This is a genomic window from Marinobacter lipolyticus SM19 (genome assembly GCF_000397065.2).
GTDB lineage: Bacteria > Pseudomonadota > Gammaproteobacteria > Pseudomonadales > Oleiphilaceae > Marinobacter > Marinobacter lipolyticus.
The window spans coordinates 16,929-36,134 of record NZ_KE007331.1; the positions used below are offsets into that span (position 1 = coordinate 16,929).

Consider the following 19,206-nt stretch of genomic DNA (forward strand, 5'->3'; position numbering starts at 1 on the left):
AACGGGATTATACCGTGTTATACCCCGCCCGGCGAAAGCCGTGATGGTAAGTGACTATGCGGTTTGTCCCTGTGCCGTGACGAACCGTGTTCTGGTACAATGCGCGGTTTCCGGAAAGGCGGCTGTCCGCCAGAAACCGAATTAATGAAAGGCTCCTCCATGAATGCACTTGAAAGGCGAGCAGTAGCGGCGTTGGCATCGGTTTATGCCATGCGGATGCTGGGCCTGTTCATGGTAATGCCGGTGTTTGTCCTGTTGGGCGATGACCTGCAGGGCGCGACGCCGGCTCTGATTGGGCTGGCTATCGGTGCCTACGGTCTGAGCCAGGCCCTGTTGCAGATTCCCTTTGGTCTGCTGTCGGATCGCGTAGGTCGCAAGCGCATGATCTACATCGGGCTGATCCTTTTTGCCGCAGGCAGCCTGGTGGCCGCATCAACAGATTCCATATACGTTGTTATTGTCGGACGGATCCTTCAGGGCGCGGGTGCCATTGCCAGTGTGTTGATGGCGTTGCTCAGTGACCTGACGCGAGAAGAGGAGCGGACCAAGGCGATGGCAACGGTGGGGATTTCCATTGGATTGTCGTTTTCCGTCTCCCTGGTGCTTGGTCCCCTGATCGGATCCGCCTTCGGTCTGTCAGGCTTGTTTTACCTGACGGCTGTGCTGGCGCTTGTGGCGATGCTGATTGTTTGGCGTCTGGTGCCCACTCCGCATCAGCACAAAATCAGTGCGGATACCCGGCCCGCGAAGGCTATGCTCACCAGGGTACTGTCAGATCGCCGCCTGCTGCGTCTCGACTTCGGTATTTTTGCTCTCCATCTGGCACTGACAGCCATTTTCCTGGTGTTTCCGACCCTGTTGCAGGATCAGTTGGGTCTGCCATCCTCGTCCCACTGGTGGTTCTATTTGACGGTCATGGTGACGTCATTCTTTGCCATGGTGCCGTTTATTATCATCGGCGAGAAGAGACGCAAGATGAAGCCGGTGCTGTGCGGCGCTATTGGGCTGTTAACTATGGCGACGGCGGGGCTGGCGCAGGGAAGTGTCAGTCTGTTTGCCGCCTGGGCGGTGCTGTTTTTCTTCTTCATGGCGTTCAACCTGCTTGAGGCCTCCCTGCCTTCGCTGATCAGCAAGGAATCACCGGCGGCAAGCAAGGGGACGGCCATGGGAGTGTATTCCACTTCCCAGTTTCTCGGTGCGTTTGTTGGTGGTGCCATTGGTGGCATGTTGCTGGAGCTGGTAGGCGTCAGCGGGGTGTTGTGGCTGATGGCTGCCGTGCTGGTGTTGTGGCTGTTGGTCGCGTTGACGATGCCTTCCCCGGGTTACACCTCCAGTTTCGTGGTACAGTTACGGCAAGTGGCGCACAGCCAGTTTGATAGTATTGACGATGCCTTTCGTCAGCTTCCTGGTGTGCAGGATGTGGTGATCCTTGAAGAGGCGGACACCGCTTACCTGAAGGTGGATCGCCAACTATTTGATGAGGGGTTACTTGCGGACTTTCCGTTTGTCCGGCAGGGTAGCAGTTCTTGAAATCCGGAGGCCCGCAAGGAGGTTGGGTCATCCCTGAAAACTGAGTCAGGAGCAGATCATGGCACGAGGCGTAAACAAGGTCATTCTTATCGGCAATCTGGGGCAGGACCCGGAGACCCGTTACACACCCAACGGCAATGCGGTGGTAAACCTGAACCTTGCCACGGATGAAAGTTATAAGGACAGGCAAACCGGTCAGATGGTGCCGAAGACCGAATGGCACCGCATTGTTATGTTCGGCAAGATCGCCGAAGTGGCCGGTCAGTACCTGCGCAAGGGCTCCAAGGTCTATATTGAGGGCAAGCTACAAACTCGCAAATGGCAGGGACAGGATGGCCAGGACCGTTACACCACGGAAGTGGTGGTGGATATCAACGGCCAGATGCAGATGCTCGATAGCCGCGGTGGTGAAGGCGGTATGAGCCAGGGCGCGCCCGCAGGACGGCCCCAACAACAGCAGTCAAATTATAATGCACCGCCCGCCAATCAGGGTAACCAGCCGCAACAGCAGTCTGGCGGTTACAGTCAGCCGTCCCCGGGCGGCATGCCTGAGCCGGTGGATGATTTTGACGACGATATTCCGTTCTGAAGAATTACTCCGGGCATGACGACTAAGGTCGTCGGAGCGGGGCCAGGATAAAACTCCTGGTCCCGGTCAGCTTAATTTCTAATCTTCATCACCTTCTGGGTGATCCATTCCCAGCTCGTTGATCTTCCTGGTCAGTGTGTTCCTTCCCCAGCCTAATAGAATGGACGCATCCCGCCGTCTTCCACCGGTGTGTTTGAGTGCTGTTTCGATCATGATTTTTTCGAATTCGGGTACTGCGGTATCCAGGATGCCTTTGCGCCCGCGTTTCAGCTCCTGTTCCGCCCAATTGCGCAGGCCTTCCTGCCAGGTCTGACCTGTGGTCGGGGTTTCCGCCTGATGGAGCAGTTCGGGCGGCAGGTCATCGATATGGATTTCGCGACCACTGGCCATGACGGTCAGCCAGCGACAGGTGTTCTCCAATTGACGAACGTTGCCAGGCCAGGGCAGGGTAGTGAGGTACTCCTCCGCTTCGGACCTGAGAATCTTGGGCTCCACTGTCAGTTCTTTTGCCGCCCGTTTCAGGAAGTGCTGCATCAATTTGGGAATATCTTCCCGGCGCTCGGCCAGTTTGGGCAGATGCACCCGGATGACGTTCAGGCGGTGAAACAGGTCTTCCCGGAAGGAGCCGCCCTGGACCAGTTTTTCCAGATCCTGGTGTGTTGCTGCGATGATGCGCACATCAACCTTGATCGGGGTGGTGCCACCGACCCGATAAAACTCACCGTCTGCCAGTACACGCAAAAGTCGGGTCTGGGTGTCGGCTGGCATGTCGCCGATCTCATCAAGGAACAGAGTGCCACCGTTGGCCTGTTCAAAGCGCCCCTGTCTTGCTGCGCCGGCGCCGGTGAATGCACCCTTTTCGTGACCGAACAGTTCGGATTCAATCAGGTCCTTGGGAATAGCCGCCATATTGAGTGCGATAAAAGGGTGGCTGGCCCTGGGGCTGTGGTTGTGTAGTGCCTGGGCGACCAGCTCTTTACCGGTACCGCTTTCACCATTGATCAGTACCGTGATGTTGGAGTGGGACAGGCGGCCGATGGCCCTGAATACTTCCTGCATCGCTGGCGCTTCGCCGATAATCTCGGTGTTGCGCTGGGTGCTTTCCGCCTGGGGTTCCGAGGTGGCCCGGCGTTCGTGGCTGTGCGCTACTGCGCGCTTCACCAGAGCGACCGCATCGTCCACGTCGAAAGGTTTGGGCAGGTACTCAAAGGCGCCGGTCTGGTAGCTGGTGACGGCACTTTCCAGATCGGAGTGGGCGGTCATAATGATAACCGGGAGGTCAGGGTGCACCTCGACGATCTGGGAAAGCAGAGTGATGCCATCCAGACCGGGCATTCGAATATCGCTGATGATGGCGTCGGGCTGTTCGTGTTCCAGCCGCATCATGATGCTTTCACCGTTTTCGAAGACCCGGGGTTGCATACCGGCCTGGTTCAGAGCGCGTTCCAGCACCCAGCGAATACTACGGTCGTCGTCTATGATCCAGACGTTTGCCGGTTGGCTCATTGATTGTCCTCCAGAGGCAGGAAGATGATGAAATCGGTTTTCCCGGGCTCGCTTTCGCACTCAACCAGCCCGTGATGTTGTCCAATGATGCTTTGTGTGATGGACAAGCCCAGGCCGGTGCCGCTGGCACGGCCGCTGATCATTGGATAGAAAATGTTCTGTAGCAGGTCCGGCGGGATCCCGGGGCCGTTATCTATCACGTCAACCCGACACACCAGGCGGTGACGTTTATGGCCGATGGTGAACTGGCGAAGAGCCCGGGTACGGAAGGTAATAGTTGGTGGTTCTCCGTCGGCATGCTCGCTCTGGTTCTCGAAAGCTGCTTCCATTGCGTTGCGGGCAATGTTCAGAAAGGCCTGGATCAGTTGCTCTTTATCACCTGCGAACTCCGGAAGACTGGGGTCATAATCGCGACGGAAGGTCAGTCGACCGCGGCTCTCGGCTTCCAGCAGGGTCTTGACCCGCTCCAGTACTTCGTGAACATTGGTAGGGGCAAGCTTCAGAGCCTTGTTGGGTCCCAGCATCCGATCGACGAGAGATCGCAGGCGATCGGCCTCGGCGATGATGACCTGGGTATACTCCCGCTGATCTCCATCGCTCAGCTCCCTGTCCAGTAGCTGTGCCGCGCCGCGGATCCCACCCAACGGGTTCTTGATTTCGTGGGCCATGCCGCGAACCAGTATACGGGTGGTTTCCTGTTGGGAAATGATGTCTTCTTCCCGGCTGATGCGCAGCAAGCGGTCCCGGGGCTGGATCTCGATTAGCAGTTCAATCGGGCTGAGGTTGATCGGGGACACAGAATAGTCGACCGTGAGCCGTGAACCACTGGTCAGTACAAACTCTGCCTCGCGGCGAGTGTACGAATGCCCGTTGTCGGCCGCTGCGTGCAGCGTTGTCAGCGCGTCTTCGGAGTCTGCCAGAATGTCCCGGATAGGCAGGCCCTGGCTCCTGGTAATGCTGGTTTCAAACAGACTCTCAGCCGCTGGATTCAGATACTCGATACGCAGGCCATCTCCCAGTACCAGAATGGCCGTGGTCAGGCTGTCCAGTATGTTTTTGTAGCCGTTGGCTTTGATTTGTGGGGCTGCCATTGAGAGTGCCATGCTGCTGTCTCGGTTGATGGGCAAAAACAGGTATCCATGGTGTTGCAAAAAGTGAACCAGTTTGAGAGTTTGGCCCAGGTTGCGTGCCCGTTTAGCGGGCACGGCGCTGTATAGGTAGCGTGCGCGCTAAGGCTTAGTGCACTTGTAGGAGAAGTTACCTGGTGTTTCGGCCAAAACGCCCCGTTGCTGACCAGAGTATGGCGTTTTTGTGGTGCGAGCGCACCAAAATAGAGCGTATTGGCGTGAGGGTCAGTTGTTGACGGAAGGGCGATGAATGGTGAAGCGGACCGAGTCGCCGGTTTTTACCTGGACACCTTTTTCATCAATAATGTGGACTCCGGCATTGTGGGTGCCACGAAACACGTTGCGTACTGTGAGGGTATCCGACGTGGTCTGTCCCACGGGCTGGCCATCCAGAGTGATCTCATAGCGGTGGCCTGTTCTCAAGCCCGGAGCGCTGGTGACACGGAATGCTACGTCACCACTTCCGCTGTGAAAGGCTTCATCGTTCTTGGGGGCCAGGATTCGGACACTGTCGTAAACCGATCCTTCTTTTTCAACTTCCTTACGAAGTTTGTCCGGCTCTCGAACGTCCGCCGGCTTGGGGAGGGTGATCGTTGTTACTGGCTTGACCTTGACTTCCTCTGCGCCATCCGAGGGTTCATCAGAGTAGGTGACATTGCCTTGAGCGTCTACATTCCTGTAGACCTCTGCCATGGTCGGGACGGCGATGAAAACGAGAATGCCAGAGATTAATCCAAGCCGTAAGTTCATTCCGGTAGCCTATAGTGATTGCCTGATTTGATTATCAATGGCGGGGTAGGTGTTTTCAATGGTGTTGAGGGTTCAAACAGTTACATATCGTTAAGGGCAACGGGGACTGTGGTGGATGTCACAAAAAAGCCCCGCCAGGGCGGGGCTTTTTCACGCTGTGATCCGGAGATCAGTTGCGTCTGCGTTTAGCAGGAGTAGTACAGGTCGAACTCAACCGGGTGAGTGGTCATGTTCAGACGCTCAACTTCACCGCGCTTCAGGTCGATGTAGCCTGCAATCATGTCTTCGGTGAAGACGCCGCCGCGAGTCAGGAACTCGTGGTCAGCTTCCAGGCAGTCCAGGGCTTCCGCGAGGGTTTCTGCAACCTTCGGGATGTTCAGTGCTTCTTCCTTCGGCAGATCGTACAGATCCTTGTCCATGGCATCGCCAGGGTGGATCTTGTTCTGGATGCCGTCGAGACCGGCCATCATCAGGGCTGCGAACGCCAGGTATGGGTTGGCGGACGCGTCCGGGAAGCGCACCTCAATGCGACGTGCCTTCGGGCTGTTTACGTACGGGATACGGATGGAAGCGGAGCGGTTGCGAGCGGAGTAGGCCAGCATGACCGGAGCTTCAAACCCGGGAACCAGACGCTTGTAGCTGTTGGTGGAGGCGTTGGTGAAGGCGTTGATAGCCTTGGCGTGCTTGATGATGCCACCGATGTAGTACAAGGCAGATTCGCTCAGACCTGCGTAGCTGTCACCAGCGAAGACGTTTTTGCCGTCCTTGCTCAGGGACATGTGCACGTGCATGCCGGAGCCGTTGTCACCCACGACCGGCTTGGGCATGAATGTAGCGGTCTTGCCATAAGCGTGGGCTACGTTGTGAACGCAGTACTTGAGGATCTGTACTTCGTTGGCCTTGTTGACCAGAGTGTTGGCGCCAACGCCGATTTCGCACTGGCCGGCGGTGCCGACTTCGTGGTGGTGAACCTCAATATCCAGGCCCATGGATTCCATGGCCGCACACATGGCGCCACGCAAGTCGTGCAGGCTGTCGACTGGCGGAACCGGGAAATAGCCGCCTTTTACGCCCGGACGGTGACCGATGTTGTTGCGATCGAAGTCTTCGCCGGATACCCAGGCAGCTTCTTCGGAGTGGATGGAGTAGCTGGCGCCTTTCATGTCGACTTCCCACTTCACGGAATCGAACACGAAGAATTCCGGCTCGGGGCCGAACAGGGCGCTATCGGCGATGCCGGTGGACTTCAGGTATTCTTCCGCGCGGCTGGCGACGGAGCGAGGATCACGCTCATAACCCTGCATGGTAGAAGGCTCTACAATGTTGCAGGTAATGTTAACGGTGGTTTCTTCGGTGAACGGGTCCAGAACCGAAGTTGAGTCATCTGGCATCAGGATCATGTCGGATTCGTTGATGCCCTTCCAGCCGGCAATTGATGAGCCATCGAACATCTTGCCATCGGTGAAAAAGTCGTCGTCTACTTCGGTGGCAGGCAGTGTAACGTGCTGCTCTTTACCGCGGCTGTCCGTGAAACGCAGGTCAACCCATTTGACTTCGTGTTCTTTGATCAAATCAACTGTCTTGGACATTGTGCATGCTCCATGGTGTTTCCCGCCGGGCGGGTGATTTCATGTTCGTTGTGCCGGATCGTTCAGCAGCGCTGACTTCCGATCTGTTTTGAGGCTGAGGCAGCTTATCAAAAGCTGCGGCCTCTTACCTGCAAAATCGGCTGACAGGGCTAAAGCAATTGCCTTGCCAATTCACATGGTGTGCGCCAGAAAAGCGCAACCACAAGGGCGACGGACTTTTTTGGCGCGTTGAGCAAGCGGTGCCCTGTTAATCAGCACTGCTTTGGTGCGTCATAATGGTGCATTATGAAGTATTGCGACCTAAATTGGTGCGATGGGGTATTATAAGGAATAGGCGTTTTTCTTCATATAAACGACACGGACTTTTCGATATACTGCGCGCCACCTCATTTTTACCCTGCGACTTTTGGATGAAAAATTCCGAACGGTATGCAGGGCGCCGGGCCAGCCGGTTCTGGTGAATGAATTCATTTTACGGATTTGAGACGGCATGTCAGGGATTACCCTGCGAATGACCCTCTCAGGTCATTGAGTGCATGCCGCAGGATTATTTTTGTGATTGAAAAACTTCGTAATATCGCCATCATCGCCCACGTTGACCATGGTAAAACCACCCTGGTAGACCAGTTGCTGCGTCAGTCCGGTACGCTTGAGCGCAAAGAGCTCGAAAGCGAGCGCGTTATGGATTCCAACGATCAGGAAAAAGAACGTGGTATCACCATTCTGGCCAAGAACACGGCGCTGAAGTGGAACGACTACGATATCAACATTGTCGACACACCGGGCCACGCTGACTTCGGTGGTGAAGTAGAGCGGGTGATGAGTATGGTTGATTGTGTGCTGTTGGTGGTTGATTCCATCGACGGCCCGATGCCGCAAACCCGCTTCGTGACACAAAAAGCTTTCGATGCCGGCCTGCATCCGATTGTGGTGGTGAACAAGATTGACCGTCCTGGCGCCCGTCCGGACTGGGTGGTGGATCAGGTATTTGATCTGTTCGACAACCTGGGCGCCACCGATGAGCAGCTGGATTTCCCGATCGTTTACGCCAGTGCCCTCAACGGCATCGCCGGGATGGATCATGAAAATCTCGATGACAACATGGATGCCGTTTTTCAGGCGATTGTTGATCATGTGCCGGCTCCGTCCGTTGATCTCGATGGGCCGTTCCAGATGCAGATTTCCCAGCTGGACTACAGCAGCTTCCTGGGGGTGATTGGTATCGGTCGCATCATGCGCGGCAAGATCAAGGCCAATTCGCCTGTGGCCGCGATCGGCGCGGATGGCAAAAAGCGCCAGGGCCGCATTCTGAAGATCATGGGACACTCCGGTTTGCAGCGTGTTGAAGTCGAAGAAGCGCAGGCTGGCGATATTGTCTGTGTGAGCGGTCTGGATTCGCTGTTCATTTCAGATACTCTTTGTGATCCTGCCAATGTTGAGGCTTTGCCGCCGCTGACAGTGGATGAGCCAACCGTTTCCATGACCTTCCAGGTCAACGACTCGCCGTTCTGTGGCAAAGAAGGCAAGTTTGTCACGAGCCGAAACATCAAGGAGCGTCTGGAGAAAGAACTGCTTCACAACGTCGCGCTGCGTGTCGAAGAGGGAGATTCAGCGGACAAGTTCAAGGTATCCGGTCGTGGTGAGCTGCATCTGTCGGTACTGATCGAAAATATGCGCCGTGAGAATTTCGAGCTCGCTGTCGGTCGTCCGGAAGTGGTTATCCGGGAAATCGATGGTGAGAAGCAGGAGCCATACGAGAACGTCATTATCGACATCGAGGAGCAGCACCAGGGCGCTCTGATGGACCAGATGGGTTTGCGTAAGGGCGACCTGACCAACATGGTCCCGGATGGCAAGGGGCGTATGCGTCTTGAGTACACTATTCCGGCGCGCGGACTGATCGGTTTCCGCAACTCGTTCCTGACCCTGACGTCCGGTTCCGGCATTCTGACCTCTACCTTCAGTCATTATGGCCCGATCAAGGGCGGCGACGTGACCAGTCGCCAGAACGGCGTGATTGTGTCTATGGCGACCGGTACGGCGCTGACCTACTCTCTGGAAACCCTGCAGAGTCGTGGCAAGCTGTTCCTGGATCCCGGTCAGGAAATCTATGAAGGCCAGCTGTGCGGTATTCATAGCCGCGATAACGATCTGGTTGTCAACCCGACCAAGGGTAAGAAGCTTGATAACATGCGCGCTTCCGGAAAAGACGAGGTTATCGGTCTGGTCCCGCCGATCAAGTTCACGCTTGAGCAGGCGCTGGAGTTCATCGATGATGATGAGCTGGTGGAAGTGACGCCCAAGTCAATCCGTCTGCGCAAGAAGCTCCTTACTGAAAATGAGCGAAAGCGCGCTGGCAAGAAGTAAGCTGCGGTACGTAAAACAGAGGGGCGGCTCCGTGGGGAGTCGCCCCTTTTTTGTTCACTTCAGCTAAACTCCGGATACACCCTTTTTGTCGGAGCGCCTCCATGCTCACTCTCTACCCCGAAATAAAACCGAATACCCAGCACCGTATTGCCGTTGATCCTCCCCACGAGTTGTATGTGGAAGAGAGCGGGAACCCCAGGGGTATGCCGGTTCTGGTTGTTCATGGTGGGCCGGGTGGCGGGTGTGAGGATTACCATCGCCGTTTTTTCGATGCCGAGCGATACCGGATCATTTTGATGGACCAGCGTGGTGCGGGCCGCTCAACCCCGCTTGCGGAGCTGGAGGGAAACAGCACGGATAAGCTGGTGGAGGATATGGAGATCGTGCGCACGTTTCTGGGAATTGATCAGTGGCTGCTGTTTGGGGGGAGTTGGGGGTCAACACTGAGCCTCGTATACGCCCAGGCCTATCCGGAGCGAGTGCTCGGGTTGGTCCTCCGGGGTATTTTTCTCTGTCGTCCCAGAGATATTCACTGGTTCTACCAGGAAGGTGCAAGCAGGGTCTTTCCGGATTACTGGCAGGACTTCCTGGAACCGATCCCCGAGAGTGAAAGGGGGGGGCTGGTGAAGGCCTATTACCAAAGACTTACAAGTTGTAACGAATTGGAACAGATTCAGGCTGCCAAGGCTTGGTCCATCTGGGAGGGGCGATGTGCGACTCTCCACCCCAACCCCAGAGTGGTTGAGCACTTTGGTCATCCCCATGTTGCGATTGCATTGGCGAGGATCGAGTGCCACTACTTTATGAATAATGCTTTTCTCGATGTGGACCAGATCGTTCGCGATGCGCCCAGACTTGCTGATATTCCTGGTGTCATTGTTCACGGGCGTTATGACATGGTATGCCCGCTGGATAACGCTATGGCGCTGGCCACCGCCTGGCCACAAGCCGACCTGAGGATTATCCGCGATGCGGGCCACTCCGCATCGGAGCCTGCCATTGTTGACGCATTGATGCGTGGCGTGGATGAAGTGGCAGCAAAAGTGCGCGGCGCTTCAGAATGAGCTGAGTGGGGGGTTGCGGTCCTCCGGTGCCATGGATACACTCTTGCAAATTCTTAATGGTCCTTCCACAGGGAGTTTGATGAAAGGGCTCATCCAGCGCGTTTCAAGTGCCAGTGTTACTGTTGATAATCAACAAGTTGCTGAAATCCAGAAAGGCCTGTTGCTTCTCTTGGGGGTTGAGCGTGGCGACGGGATCAAGGAAGTTCAGGGCCTGGCGAAAAAGGTGCTGAACTATCGCATTTTCCCCGATGATCAGGGACGGATGAATCGAAGCCTGAAGGATACGGGCGGCTCTCTCCTTGTGGTTCCCCAGTTTACTTTGGCAGCGGATACCGGCTCCGGTACGCGACCGGGGTTTTCATCGGCCGCAGCGCCTGAAGTGGCGGAACGACTATTCCTTGATTTTTTGAGTGCTGCGCAGGCCATGCTTGAATGCGGTTGTGTTGAAAGGGGCGAGTTCGGCGCGGACATGAAAGTGTCATTGGTCAATGATGGGCCGGTTACCTTCATGCTACAAGTGGGAGGCAATTCCTGAAAAACTACGATCACGCCCTATAATGGCGCTCGATTGTAATGTGCGACCCTAATTAGTGCGAAGTGAAGGTGGTTTAAGTAAGGGTGTTCTCTGCCTGGCTTGCTTTTTTCCGCATAACATATTGAATATTAGTAATATTTATTATTTTGGCCCTTAAATTGATTCGTTTAAAGAAGCGAGGGTGCCAGGCCGATCTGGTCTGTGGTTTGCATTGGTTGGCTTCAGAAGAACTAAAACGCCAACATTAATCATTTGCAAAAAAGAGTTTGTTGTATTAAAAAGCATGCATCATGCAGCGCTTTAACTTATATCTGTAACTTATTGAGCTGCAACGGTCTGAGATAGCTCGGATCATTGATAAAATGAAAAATGTTATCCGTGTGTCATTAAAGTGACATCATGGCGACACAAAATAAGGCTTTATCCAGCCTGACTGGAAAAGGCCAAAGAACGGGAACTGAACCCGTCGCTAAAACCTGAGTTAACTCAATAAAGGAAGACGCAACATGAAAAAAACGCTCATCGCATCTGCTGTTGCAGCCGCAACTTTCTCCGGCGCAGCGCTGGCACAGGACACGAACCTGCCGACTGTGTACGGTAACATTCAGTACGCTATTGCCCATGACAACTTCGATGGTGGTCCTTCCGAGATCAACCATTTCGATAACGGTTCTACCCTGGGCGTCAAGCACGACCACGAAATTGCGCCGGGCATCACCGGTTTTTTCAAGGTCGAGCTGGAAGGCATCAACGCCGACGATAAGTCCGGAAGTTCCGGTATCGATGCTCTGGACGAAGCGTACATTGGTGTTAAAGGCGATGACTTCGGTCAGGTGTGGGTAGGCTCCGATGACTCCACATACGAGCGCGCTGTTGACGAGATTGCGCAGTTCTACGAAGTGGCCACTCTGAATATCGGTCCGGACTACACTACTGGTGAAGGCGACCTGATCCAGTACATGTCTCCGTCCTTCGGCGGCCTGACTCTGCTGGGTGCTGTCCAGTTCAACGGCGACAGCGATACCAAGGGCGGTGCCGACAAGTCTTACCCGTACCAGCTGGCCGCACTGTACGAAGTTGACGCTCTGGAATTGGCGGTAGCCATGGATTCCAACGACACCAGCGATGGCAATAACGAGAACACTTACGGTCTGCGCGCCAGCTACAACCTGGATAACCTCCGCCTGACTGGTGAGTATCATAACCGTAAGGATGTTGGCGACCTGTACGGCCTGATGGGTATCTACACCATGGGTGCGAACCAGTTCGCACTGTCTTATGAGCTGGGTATAGCTGACGATGCCGACGACACTGAGCGCGATACTATTACTCTGCAAGCGCTGCACAATGTGTCCGATCACATGTACGTTTACTTCGAAGGCTACCTGGGTGGTGGTGATGAAGTATACGAGTATGAAGATGAGCTCGGTAACACTGCTTTCACGGATGAGCGTTCCATTGCCTCTGTTGGTGCAGTCTACTACTTCTGATCAGCTAACAAGCTAATCAAGTAGTTACAAAAACCGGTGACCTTCGGGTCGCCGGTTTTTTTATGTATGCTGAAACCAATCAATGGAGGCGTGCTATGGCCGAAGAACTGGAAATCAAGCTGAGTCTGTCTGCCGTAAATCAGGTGGCTGCCCTGAAATGGTTGTTGTCGCAGGACAGTGCTATCGAAGGGAAGCGAAAAAAACTGGTGAACCGGTATTTCGATACGCCGGATGCCGACCTTAATCGACAACGCATTGCCTTGCGGGTTCGACAGTCGGGAGATCAATTCATTCAGACACTCAAAACCCAGGGCGAATTTGTGGATGGCGCCCACAGGCGTCAGGAATGGGAGTGGCCGTTGATGGGTACAGAGCTGAATATTGGTCTGTTGGCTGATACGCCGGTGGGGGAAAACATCAGCCTTGCAGACCTGAAACCGGTTTTTGAAACCAACTTTGAGCGTCAGATCGTGATGATCGAAGAAGGTGAAACTGTGATTGAGGTGGCTGTAGATGCCGGTTATATAGAAGCCGGAGGGCAAAGGCGGCCATTGCATGAGGTGGAGTTTGAACTGAAAGCCGGCGATGCGTCGCATCTGGTCCGGTGGGCCCGCGCCTTGGCCGATGAGGTTCCGGTGTTTTTGAACCTGGTCAGTAAGGCGGAGCAGGGCTATTTCCTGGCAGGCCTGCACGATCCTTCAGTTCTTCCGGCAGATGACGAGCAGGTGCCGTCTCTTTCAGGATTCCTTCATGGGTTGAGCGTGGCCTGGCTCAAAGGTGAGGCATTATCCGTGGATGCAGACGACCTGGTGGAAGTCGGTCGGCTGGCGAATAATCGTGGTACGCAGCCGCAGTTTGATGACGTGCGCGCCAGCCTTGAGTCTGGAGAGGCGGTAGAGCGCATTGCCGAGCGCAGGGCGCTCGGCCAGTTGCAGTTGAGCATCGCGGCGGGTTAATGAGTGGGGGCTGCCTGTTCCTTTTGGGCATCATGCCACTTCTCAAGGAACATCCGGAAACGGTCAAGGGCCTCCTCCACCACCTGGACGCTAGGGGTGTCATGTGATTTTACAAGCACGATCAATCCCTTACCTTCAATGATTTCATCCGTGGGCGGGTGGCAGTTCACCTCGTCGTCATTGTCGATGTAAGCCAGTGCGGTGCCTATACCGTGGCGGACCAGGGCGCTGACAATATCGGCCCAGTTCAGGTTATCAAGCTTCAGGTCGTACCGGTGAGGATGGTCGTTCTGGTAATTGAACATGTCTTCCAGCACTTTCTCCGAACCGGGAGCCACGATCGCACGAACCATGATTTCCGGATAGGTGCGGACTGGCCGGATAATGGTCCTGACACCCACCGTTTTAAACCTCTGTCGGTTTCGGTCACTCACACATTCCACTGTTGTTCGGTTGCCCAGATTGGCCTCAGTCAGGCGATGGGCGATATCAAACGTCAGGCTGTCGGAAGCCGGGTCTGCCTCATCGGCGGCCAACACGACAATGTGGCGGGCACTTCCGGCATGGGCGGCCTTCAGCGCCTCGGGGTCGCTGCCAGAACCATGAAAATGGACCAGGCCGACGTCCGCAAGTTCGGGTGGCAATCCGCTTGGGAATTGGCGTGTCAAGATGAGGATGGGCACCGTTTCGTATTCGGGAATCGCACGTATCTGAGAGGCGAACCGCATAAAGTATTGTTCGCCGCCGTTTCGTGGAGTGTTGATGATTACGATGTGGTCTTTCATTTTGTATACCCAGCGTCCGGTTACGATGCGTTCCCGGCGATAAAACCGGTACTCGATGAAGTCACTGACGATCAGCGTCATTATGGTGATGGCGCTGATAAACATGACGATAACGGTGCTGATCCGCCCAATGACCGTTTCCGGGGAAAGGTCCCCATAGCCCACGGTAACTAGGGTGGTCATGGTCAGCCAGAAGGACTCGAACAGGGTGAGGTTTTCCACGGTCCAGATGACCATGACCTGAAACACCAGAAGAGCGCCAAGAATGGCAAACAGCCGCTTGATGCGAGAACGGATGATGCCGGAAATCGGGAGGTGCGCAAATTGATGTTCCGGGTTGAGCGGGCGGCGGTTTCTGAGCATTAAGGGCCTGGACGGTTCAGTCGGGTGACAGTTCGTTATACAGTAGTGGGAATATAACAGAGATACAGGGGTTTGCATTATGTCCGAGCCATGGAGCACGCTTCCGAAAATGCTTGCCGGTGATGTCGCTGCATGTTGGTCGTCGGCGATTGGCGATGGGCATGCTCCCTGGATGACGGCGTCGGAAGGTCTTTCAGAAGACGATGTAGCAAACGCCATAGCACGCAGTGTGTTTCTGAAGCAGACCCTGGAGCGGCACCCGGAGCAGGTTGAGGCGCTGGTTTTGTCCCGTTCGCTCCGCGAGCCAACAACCCCGGACTACCTGAAGCAACGCTGGCAAGAATATCTTACAGACGTGTCTGACGAGCTTTCCTTGCATGCTGCGCTGCGTCGATTCCGCCGTGAAAGCCAGTTTCGCATTATCTGGCGTGACCTGATGCGCTGGGCCGATCTCCATGAAACCATGGCAGCAACCAGCGGGTTTGCCGAGACCTGTATTCAGGGGGCGCTGGACTGGCTCTATGAAGATACTTGTGAACAGTCGGGCACACCCTGGGGGGCGGACCCGGTGACAGGAGAGGAGGCTCCCCAGTCCATGGTGGTGTTAGGCATGGGCAAGTTGGGTGGTCGCGAGCTGAATGTCTCCTCCGATATCGACCTGATCTTTGCCTTCCCCGGCAAGGGGGAAACCCGGGGTGGTCCTCGTTCCATCGATAACCAGCAATTTTTTATCCGCCTTGGGCAGCGACTGATTCAGGCACTGGATCAGATCACGGCGGATGGCTTTGTCTTCCGCGTTGACATGCGCCTGCGACCTTATGGACAGAGTGGTGCTCTGGCGTTGAGTTTCGCTGCACTGGAAACCTACTATCAGGACCAGGGGCGTGATTGGGAGCGCTACGCCATGGTCAAAGCACGGGTTGTGGCGGGTGATGAGCGTGCGGGGCAGGTGCTGATGGAAAGCCTGCGGCCGTTTGTGTATCGCAAGTACGTGGATTTCAGTGCCTTCGAGTCCCTGCGCAGCATGAAAGCCATGATTGGCCGCGAAGTTCGCCGTAAGGGGCTTGAGAACAACATTAAGCTGGGCAGTGGTGGTATTCGTGAAATCGAGTTTGTGGTGCAGGCATTCCAACTGATCCGGGGTGGTCGTGACCGGGAGCTTCAGCAGCGTGAATTGCTGGTGATCCTCAAGGAACTGGAAGCGCTGGAGTTGCTGCCTTCTCATGTGGTCCGGGAGTTGCGTGACGCTTACGTGTTCCTTCGTGACCTGGAGCACGCCCTGCAGGGCGTTGAAGACAAGCAGACTCAATTGCTGCCGGATGATGAGCTGACACAGGCACGTGTTGCCCTGATTATGGGTTTTGAAAACTGGGAGGCGTGTGTTCAGGAGCTTGAGGCCCATCGGGAGCGCGTTGCCCGGCATTTCGCCGATATCATTGCCACCGAGGAAGAAGAGCAGGAAGCCGGCGCCCTTGAGGAAGGTTGGCACGAAGTCTGGTTGGCTGAAATGGATGGGGAAGCCTCCAGGCAATGGCTGGAGGAACATGGCTTTGAAGACCCGGTGGACAGTTATGAACTGCTGTGCAATTTGCGTGACAGCCGTACCATCCAGGTGATGCAGACCCAGGGCCGGAAACGCCTGAACCAGTTCATGCCGGTGCTGCTGGAGGCCTTGACCCAGGTGGATGAACCGTCGCAAACGCTGGCCCGGGTATTGCAACTCGTCGAAGCCATTCTGCGGCGTACTGCTTACATGGTTCTGTTGTTGGAGAACCCGGGCGCACGAACCCAGCTGGTCAAGCTGTGCAGTGAAAGCCCCTGGATCGCCCGGCAGCTGGCGGAAACACCTCTGTTGCTTGACGAGTTGCTGAATGCCGAGAGCCTGTATCATCCACCCGCCAAGGAAGAGCTTCAGGACGACCTTCGCCAGCAAATGCTGCGGATTCCGTTTGAGGATCTGGAAGAGCAGATGGAATCCCTGCGACATTTCAAGAAAGCGCATATCCTGCGGGTTGCCGCGTCAGAGTTGAAGGGTACACTGCCGCTGATGAAGGTGAGTGACTACCTGACCTGGATAGCCGAGGTGGTATTGGATCATGTGGTTGATGTGGCCTTCGCCAACCTTGTCAGCCGTCACGGCTATCCCCGCCGGGCCGACGGATCCGCCTGTGATACCGATTTCGCCATCATCGGCTACGGCAAGCTCGGTGGCATTGAGCTGGGCTATACCTCGGATCTGGATCTGGTGTTCGTGCACAATGCGGATCCGGAACTGGCCAGTGACGGGGACAGGCCTATTGATAACGCCATTTTCTACACCAGGCTTGGTCAGCGGATTGTGCACATTCTCAGCACCCAGACGCCATCTGGTCAGCTGTACGAAGTCGATATGCGCCTGCGTCCATCCGGTAACTCCGGGCTTCTGGTCAGCACCCTGCCAGCTTTTGAAAAGTATCAGCGCAACGACGCCTGGACGTGGGAACACCAGGCCCTCGCCAGGGCGCGCGGTGTTGCCGGGTGCAGGACCACGCTGGCGGACTTCGAAACCCTGCGGCACGATCTGTTGTGTCAGCGTCGGGATCGGGGCAGTTTGCGCACGGAAGTGGTGGATATGCGTGAAAAAATGCGTGCCAGTCTGGGAACACCAGAAGGTCAGCGTAATGAGACCTTCCATATCAAACACGACAACGGCGGCATCGTGGACATCGAGTTCATGGTCCAGTATCTCATGTTGGCTTACTGCTCTGACCACCCGGAGCTGACCCAATGGTCTGATAACATCCGGCAATTGGAAGAACTCGGTCGCGTCGGGGTAATCGATATGGAGGATGCTGGGAAGCTTCGCGAGTCCTATATCACCCTGCGCTCGACGATTCATCGCAGGGCATTACAGAATCTGAACAGCCAGGTTGAGGGTGACGCATTTCCGGAGGAGCGCGCGTATATAAGCGGCATGTGGCAGGCGGTGATGATAGATTAGTCTACGACGCTTCGGTTCCACGGAATTTTCCTGCTAGAATGCCGTTTTCCCGAAAACCGCTTGTTATGGAGCAGATACAATGTCGATGGCTGATCGCGATGGCCTGATCTGGCTGGATGGTGAAATGGTTCCCTGGCGGGAAGCCAAAACTCACGTGCTGACCCACACCCTGCATTATGGTCTGGGGTGTTTCGAAGGTGTGCGTGCTTATAACACCGCCAACGGCCCGGCGATTTTCCGTCTGAAGGAACACACCGACCGGCTGTTCCGTTCTGCCCATATCCTGAACATGAAAATGCCGTTCACCAAGGAACAGCTGAACGAAGCCCAGTGCGCGGCCGTTCGCGACAACAACCTGGACGAAGCCTACCTGCGCCCGATGGTATTCCTGGGGTCAGAAGGTATGGGGCTGCGCGCTGATAATCTTCAGGTGCATGTGATGGTTGCCGCCTGGAGTTGGCCGTCTTACATGTCTCCGGAAGCCAAGGAGATGGGGATCAAGGTGCGCACGTCCTCCTATACTCGCCATCACGTCAATATCACCATGTGCAAGGCGAAAGCCAACGGCAACTACATCAACTCTATGCTGGCGCTGAACGAAGCCATCGCAAGCGGTTGCGAGGAAGCGCTGTTGCTGGACAATGAAGGCTATGTGGCGGAAGGTTCGGGCGAAAATATTTTCATCATGCGTGACGGCGTACTACACACCCCGGAACTGACGTCCTGCCTGGAAGGCATTACCCGTGCGACCATTCTGGAGTTCGCTCGCGAGCTGAGCATTCCGGTGAAAGAGCGCCGCATCACCCGTGACGAGGTGTACATCGCTGATGAAGCCTTCTTTACTGGTACGGCCGCTGAAGTGCTGCCGATCCGTGAACTGGATGGCCGTGTCATTGGCGCTGGCAAGCGCGGTCCGGTCACCGAAAAGCTGCAGGCGATGTATTTCGATGCGGTTAAGGGTAAGTCGCCCGGGCACAGCGGTTGGCTGACTCACGTAAAGGGCTGATCCCGAAACGTTCGTAAGCCGCCGTTGACTGTTACAGCCCGGCGGCTTTGTTATTTCCAAATCATAATGACCTGCAGGACGAGCAAATGGCAGACGTAATCAAGGTACCGGTATCGTTTGGCGAGGTACTGGACAAGATCACCATTCTCGAAATCAAATCCGAGCGCATCAAGGACGAAGCAAAAGTTAAAAACGTTCGCCTGGAGCTGGATGAGCTGAGTGCTACCTGGGACGAAGCGGTGAAAGACAGGGCTGCTGAAATCGCCGATCTTCGCAAGCAGCTGAAGGCGGTCAACGAAGAGTTATGGGTGATCGAAGATGACATCCGCGATCAGGAAGCGGCTCAGGACTTTGGTCCGAAGTTCATCGAGCTGGCCCGCGCGGTCTATGTCACCAACGACAAACGCGCTTCCATTAAGAAAGAGGTCAACCTGGCGCTGGGCTCCCGTTTCGTGGAAGAAAAATCCTACCAGGATTACACCGCCCGTAAGTAATCGCCTGACTGGGTGGGAGACCTGTAGGTCGGATTAGCAAAGCGTAATCCGACAACCAGCATCAATTCCAATGTC

General features: G+C 55.4%; 15 protein-coding genes. 10 read left to right on the top strand and 5 right to left on the bottom strand.

Features of this window, described 5'->3' with window-relative positions; genetic code table 11:
* Positions 1-159 precede the first annotated feature (159 nt).
* Together MARLIPOL_RS18015 and ssb are read left to right on the top strand one after the other, a co-directional pair.
* Positions 160-1,530 carry an MFS transporter gene (locus tag MARLIPOL_RS18015; protein ID WP_036192485.1) on the top strand — a complete coding sequence of 457 codons (1,371 nt, stop codon included), beginning with the start codon at positions 160-162 and terminating at the stop codon, positions 1,528-1,530.
* 58 nt (positions 1,531-1,588) lie between these two features.
* Positions 1,589-2,119, top strand: a complete 531-nt coding sequence (ssb, locus tag MARLIPOL_RS18020; RefSeq protein ID WP_012139796.1) for a single-stranded DNA-binding protein — start codon at positions 1,589-1,591, stop codon at positions 2,117-2,119.
* A 78-nt stretch (positions 2,120-2,197) separates the two neighbouring features.
* Here the strand turns inward: ssb and ntrC are convergent, their stop codons facing one another.
* From ntrC to glnA, 4 genes are all read right to left on the bottom strand, one after another.
* Positions 2,198-3,625, bottom strand: coding sequence for a nitrogen regulation protein NR(I) (ntrC, locus tag MARLIPOL_RS18025; RefSeq protein WP_012139798.1), 1,428 nt, complete (start codon positions 3,623-3,625; stop codon positions 2,198-2,200).
* Positions 3,622-4,716, bottom strand: coding sequence for a nitrogen regulation protein NR(II) (gene glnL / locus MARLIPOL_RS18030; RefSeq protein WP_036192486.1), 1,095 nt, complete (start codon positions 4,714-4,716; stop codon positions 3,622-3,624). The genes ntrC and glnL overlap by 4 nt, the downstream gene beginning before the upstream one ends.
* Positions 4,717-4,977: 261 nt before the next feature.
* Positions 4,978-5,502 carry a DUF4124 domain-containing protein gene (locus tag MARLIPOL_RS18035; protein WP_012139801.1) on the bottom strand — a complete coding sequence of 175 codons (525 nt, stop codon included), beginning with the start codon at positions 5,500-5,502 and terminating at the stop codon, positions 4,978-4,980.
* A 185-nt stretch (positions 5,503-5,687) separates the two neighbouring features.
* Positions 5,688-7,091 (bottom strand): glutamate--ammonia ligase, encoded by a 1,404-nt coding sequence (glnA, locus tag MARLIPOL_RS18040; RefSeq protein ID WP_012139802.1) that lies wholly within the window; start codon positions 7,089-7,091, stop codon positions 5,688-5,690.
* Positions 7,092-7,646: 555 nt separating this feature from the next.
* Here glnA and typA point away from each other — a divergent pair.
* From typA to MARLIPOL_RS18065, 5 genes are all read left to right on the top strand, one after another.
* The gene (gene typA, locus MARLIPOL_RS18045) at positions 7,647-9,458 is read left to right on the top strand and encodes a translational GTPase TypA (RefSeq protein ID WP_012139803.1); all 1,812 of its coding nucleotides are present in this window, start codon (positions 7,647-7,649) and stop codon (positions 9,456-9,458) included.
* A gap of 101 nt (positions 9,459-9,559) precedes the next feature.
* Positions 9,560-10,522 (top strand): prolyl aminopeptidase, encoded by a 963-nt coding sequence (pip, locus tag MARLIPOL_RS18050; RefSeq protein ID WP_012139804.1) that lies wholly within the window; start codon positions 9,560-9,562, stop codon positions 10,520-10,522.
* Positions 10,523-10,601: 79 nt separating this feature from the next.
* Positions 10,602-11,057, top strand: coding sequence for a D-aminoacyl-tRNA deacylase (gene dtd, locus MARLIPOL_RS18055; RefSeq protein WP_012139805.1), 456 nt, complete (start codon positions 10,602-10,604; stop codon positions 11,055-11,057).
* Positions 11,058-11,563: 506 nt separating this feature from the next.
* Positions 11,564-12,547: a porin gene (locus MARLIPOL_RS18060; RefSeq protein ID WP_012139806.1), complete on the top strand. Its 984-nt coding sequence runs from the start codon at positions 11,564-11,566 to the stop codon at positions 12,545-12,547.
* A 95-nt stretch (positions 12,548-12,642) separates the two neighbouring features.
* Positions 12,643-13,503 (top strand): CYTH domain-containing protein, encoded by an 861-nt coding sequence (locus tag MARLIPOL_RS18065; RefSeq protein ID WP_012139807.1) that lies wholly within the window; start codon positions 12,643-12,645, stop codon positions 13,501-13,503.
* Here MARLIPOL_RS18065 and MARLIPOL_RS18070 read toward each other — a convergent pair.
* A complete protein-coding gene (locus MARLIPOL_RS18070; RefSeq protein WP_012139808.1) occupies positions 13,500-14,651 on the bottom strand; it encodes a potassium channel family protein in 1,152 nt (383 codons plus the stop codon). The two genes, MARLIPOL_RS18065 and MARLIPOL_RS18070, sit on opposite strands and share 4 nt — an antisense overlap.
* A 79-nt stretch (positions 14,652-14,730) precedes the next feature.
* On the opposite strand from MARLIPOL_RS18070, the gene glnE reads away from it, so the two are divergent.
* The 3 genes from glnE (at position 14,731) to MARLIPOL_RS18085 (ending at position 19,131) form a co-directional block, all read left to right on the top strand.
* The gene (gene glnE / locus MARLIPOL_RS18075; protein WP_036192476.1) at positions 14,731-17,631 is read left to right on the top strand and encodes a bifunctional [glutamate--ammonia ligase]-adenylyl-L-tyrosine phosphorylase/[glutamate--ammonia-ligase] adenylyltransferase; all 2,901 of its coding nucleotides are present in this window, start codon (positions 14,731-14,733) and stop codon (positions 17,629-17,631) included.
* A 79-nt stretch (positions 17,632-17,710) separates the two neighbouring features.
* Positions 17,711-18,637, top strand: a complete 927-nt coding sequence (locus MARLIPOL_RS18080; protein ID WP_012139810.1) for a branched-chain amino acid transaminase — start codon at positions 17,711-17,713, stop codon at positions 18,635-18,637.
* Positions 18,638-18,723: 86 nt separating this feature from the next.
* Positions 18,724-19,131, top strand: coding sequence for a DUF6165 family protein (locus tag MARLIPOL_RS18085; protein WP_012139811.1), 408 nt, complete (start codon positions 18,724-18,726; stop codon positions 19,129-19,131).
* The last annotated feature ends 75 nt before the right edge of the window (positions 19,132-19,206 follow it).

Excerpts from the sequence above, each read along its gene's own strand:
- MARLIPOL_RS18070 (WP_012139808.1), bottom strand. The coding sequence starts at position 14,651 with ATGCTCAGAAACCGCCGCCCGCTCAACCCGGAACATCAATTTGCGCAC.
- glnL (WP_036192486.1), bottom strand. The coding sequence starts at position 4,716 with ATGGCAGCCCCACAAATCAAAGCCAACGGCTACAAAAACATACTGGAC.
- dtd (WP_012139805.1), top strand. The coding sequence starts at position 10,602 with ATGAAAGGGCTCATCCAGCGCGTTTCAAGTGCCAGTGTTACTGTTGAT.
- ntrC (WP_012139798.1), bottom strand. The coding sequence starts at position 3,625 with ATGAGCCAACCGGCAAACGTCTGGATCATAGACGACGACCGTAGTATT.
- MARLIPOL_RS18080 (WP_012139810.1), top strand. The coding sequence starts at position 17,711 with ATGTCGATGGCTGATCGCGATGGCCTGATCTGGCTGGATGGTGAAATG.
- MARLIPOL_RS18085 (WP_012139811.1), top strand. The coding sequence starts at position 18,724 with ATGGCAGACGTAATCAAGGTACCGGTATCGTTTGGCGAGGTACTGGAC.
- pip (WP_012139804.1), top strand. The coding sequence starts at position 9,560 with ATGCTCACTCTCTACCCCGAAATAAAACCGAATACCCAGCACCGTATT.
- MARLIPOL_RS18015 (WP_036192485.1), top strand. The coding sequence starts at position 160 with ATGAATGCACTTGAAAGGCGAGCAGTAGCGGCGTTGGCATCGGTTTAT.
- MARLIPOL_RS18060 (WP_012139806.1), top strand. The coding sequence starts at position 11,564 with ATGAAAAAAACGCTCATCGCATCTGCTGTTGCAGCCGCAACTTTCTCC.
- MARLIPOL_RS18035 (WP_012139801.1), bottom strand. The coding sequence starts at position 5,502 with ATGAACTTACGGCTTGGATTAATCTCTGGCATTCTCGTTTTCATCGCC.
- ssb (WP_012139796.1), top strand. The coding sequence starts at position 1,589 with ATGGCACGAGGCGTAAACAAGGTCATTCTTATCGGCAATCTGGGGCAG.
- glnA (WP_012139802.1), bottom strand. The coding sequence starts at position 7,091 with ATGTCCAAGACAGTTGATTTGATCAAAGAACACGAAGTCAAATGGGTT.
- glnE (WP_036192476.1), top strand. The coding sequence starts at position 14,731 with ATGTCCGAGCCATGGAGCACGCTTCCGAAAATGCTTGCCGGTGATGTC.
- MARLIPOL_RS18065 (WP_012139807.1), top strand. The coding sequence starts at position 12,643 with ATGGCCGAAGAACTGGAAATCAAGCTGAGTCTGTCTGCCGTAAATCAG.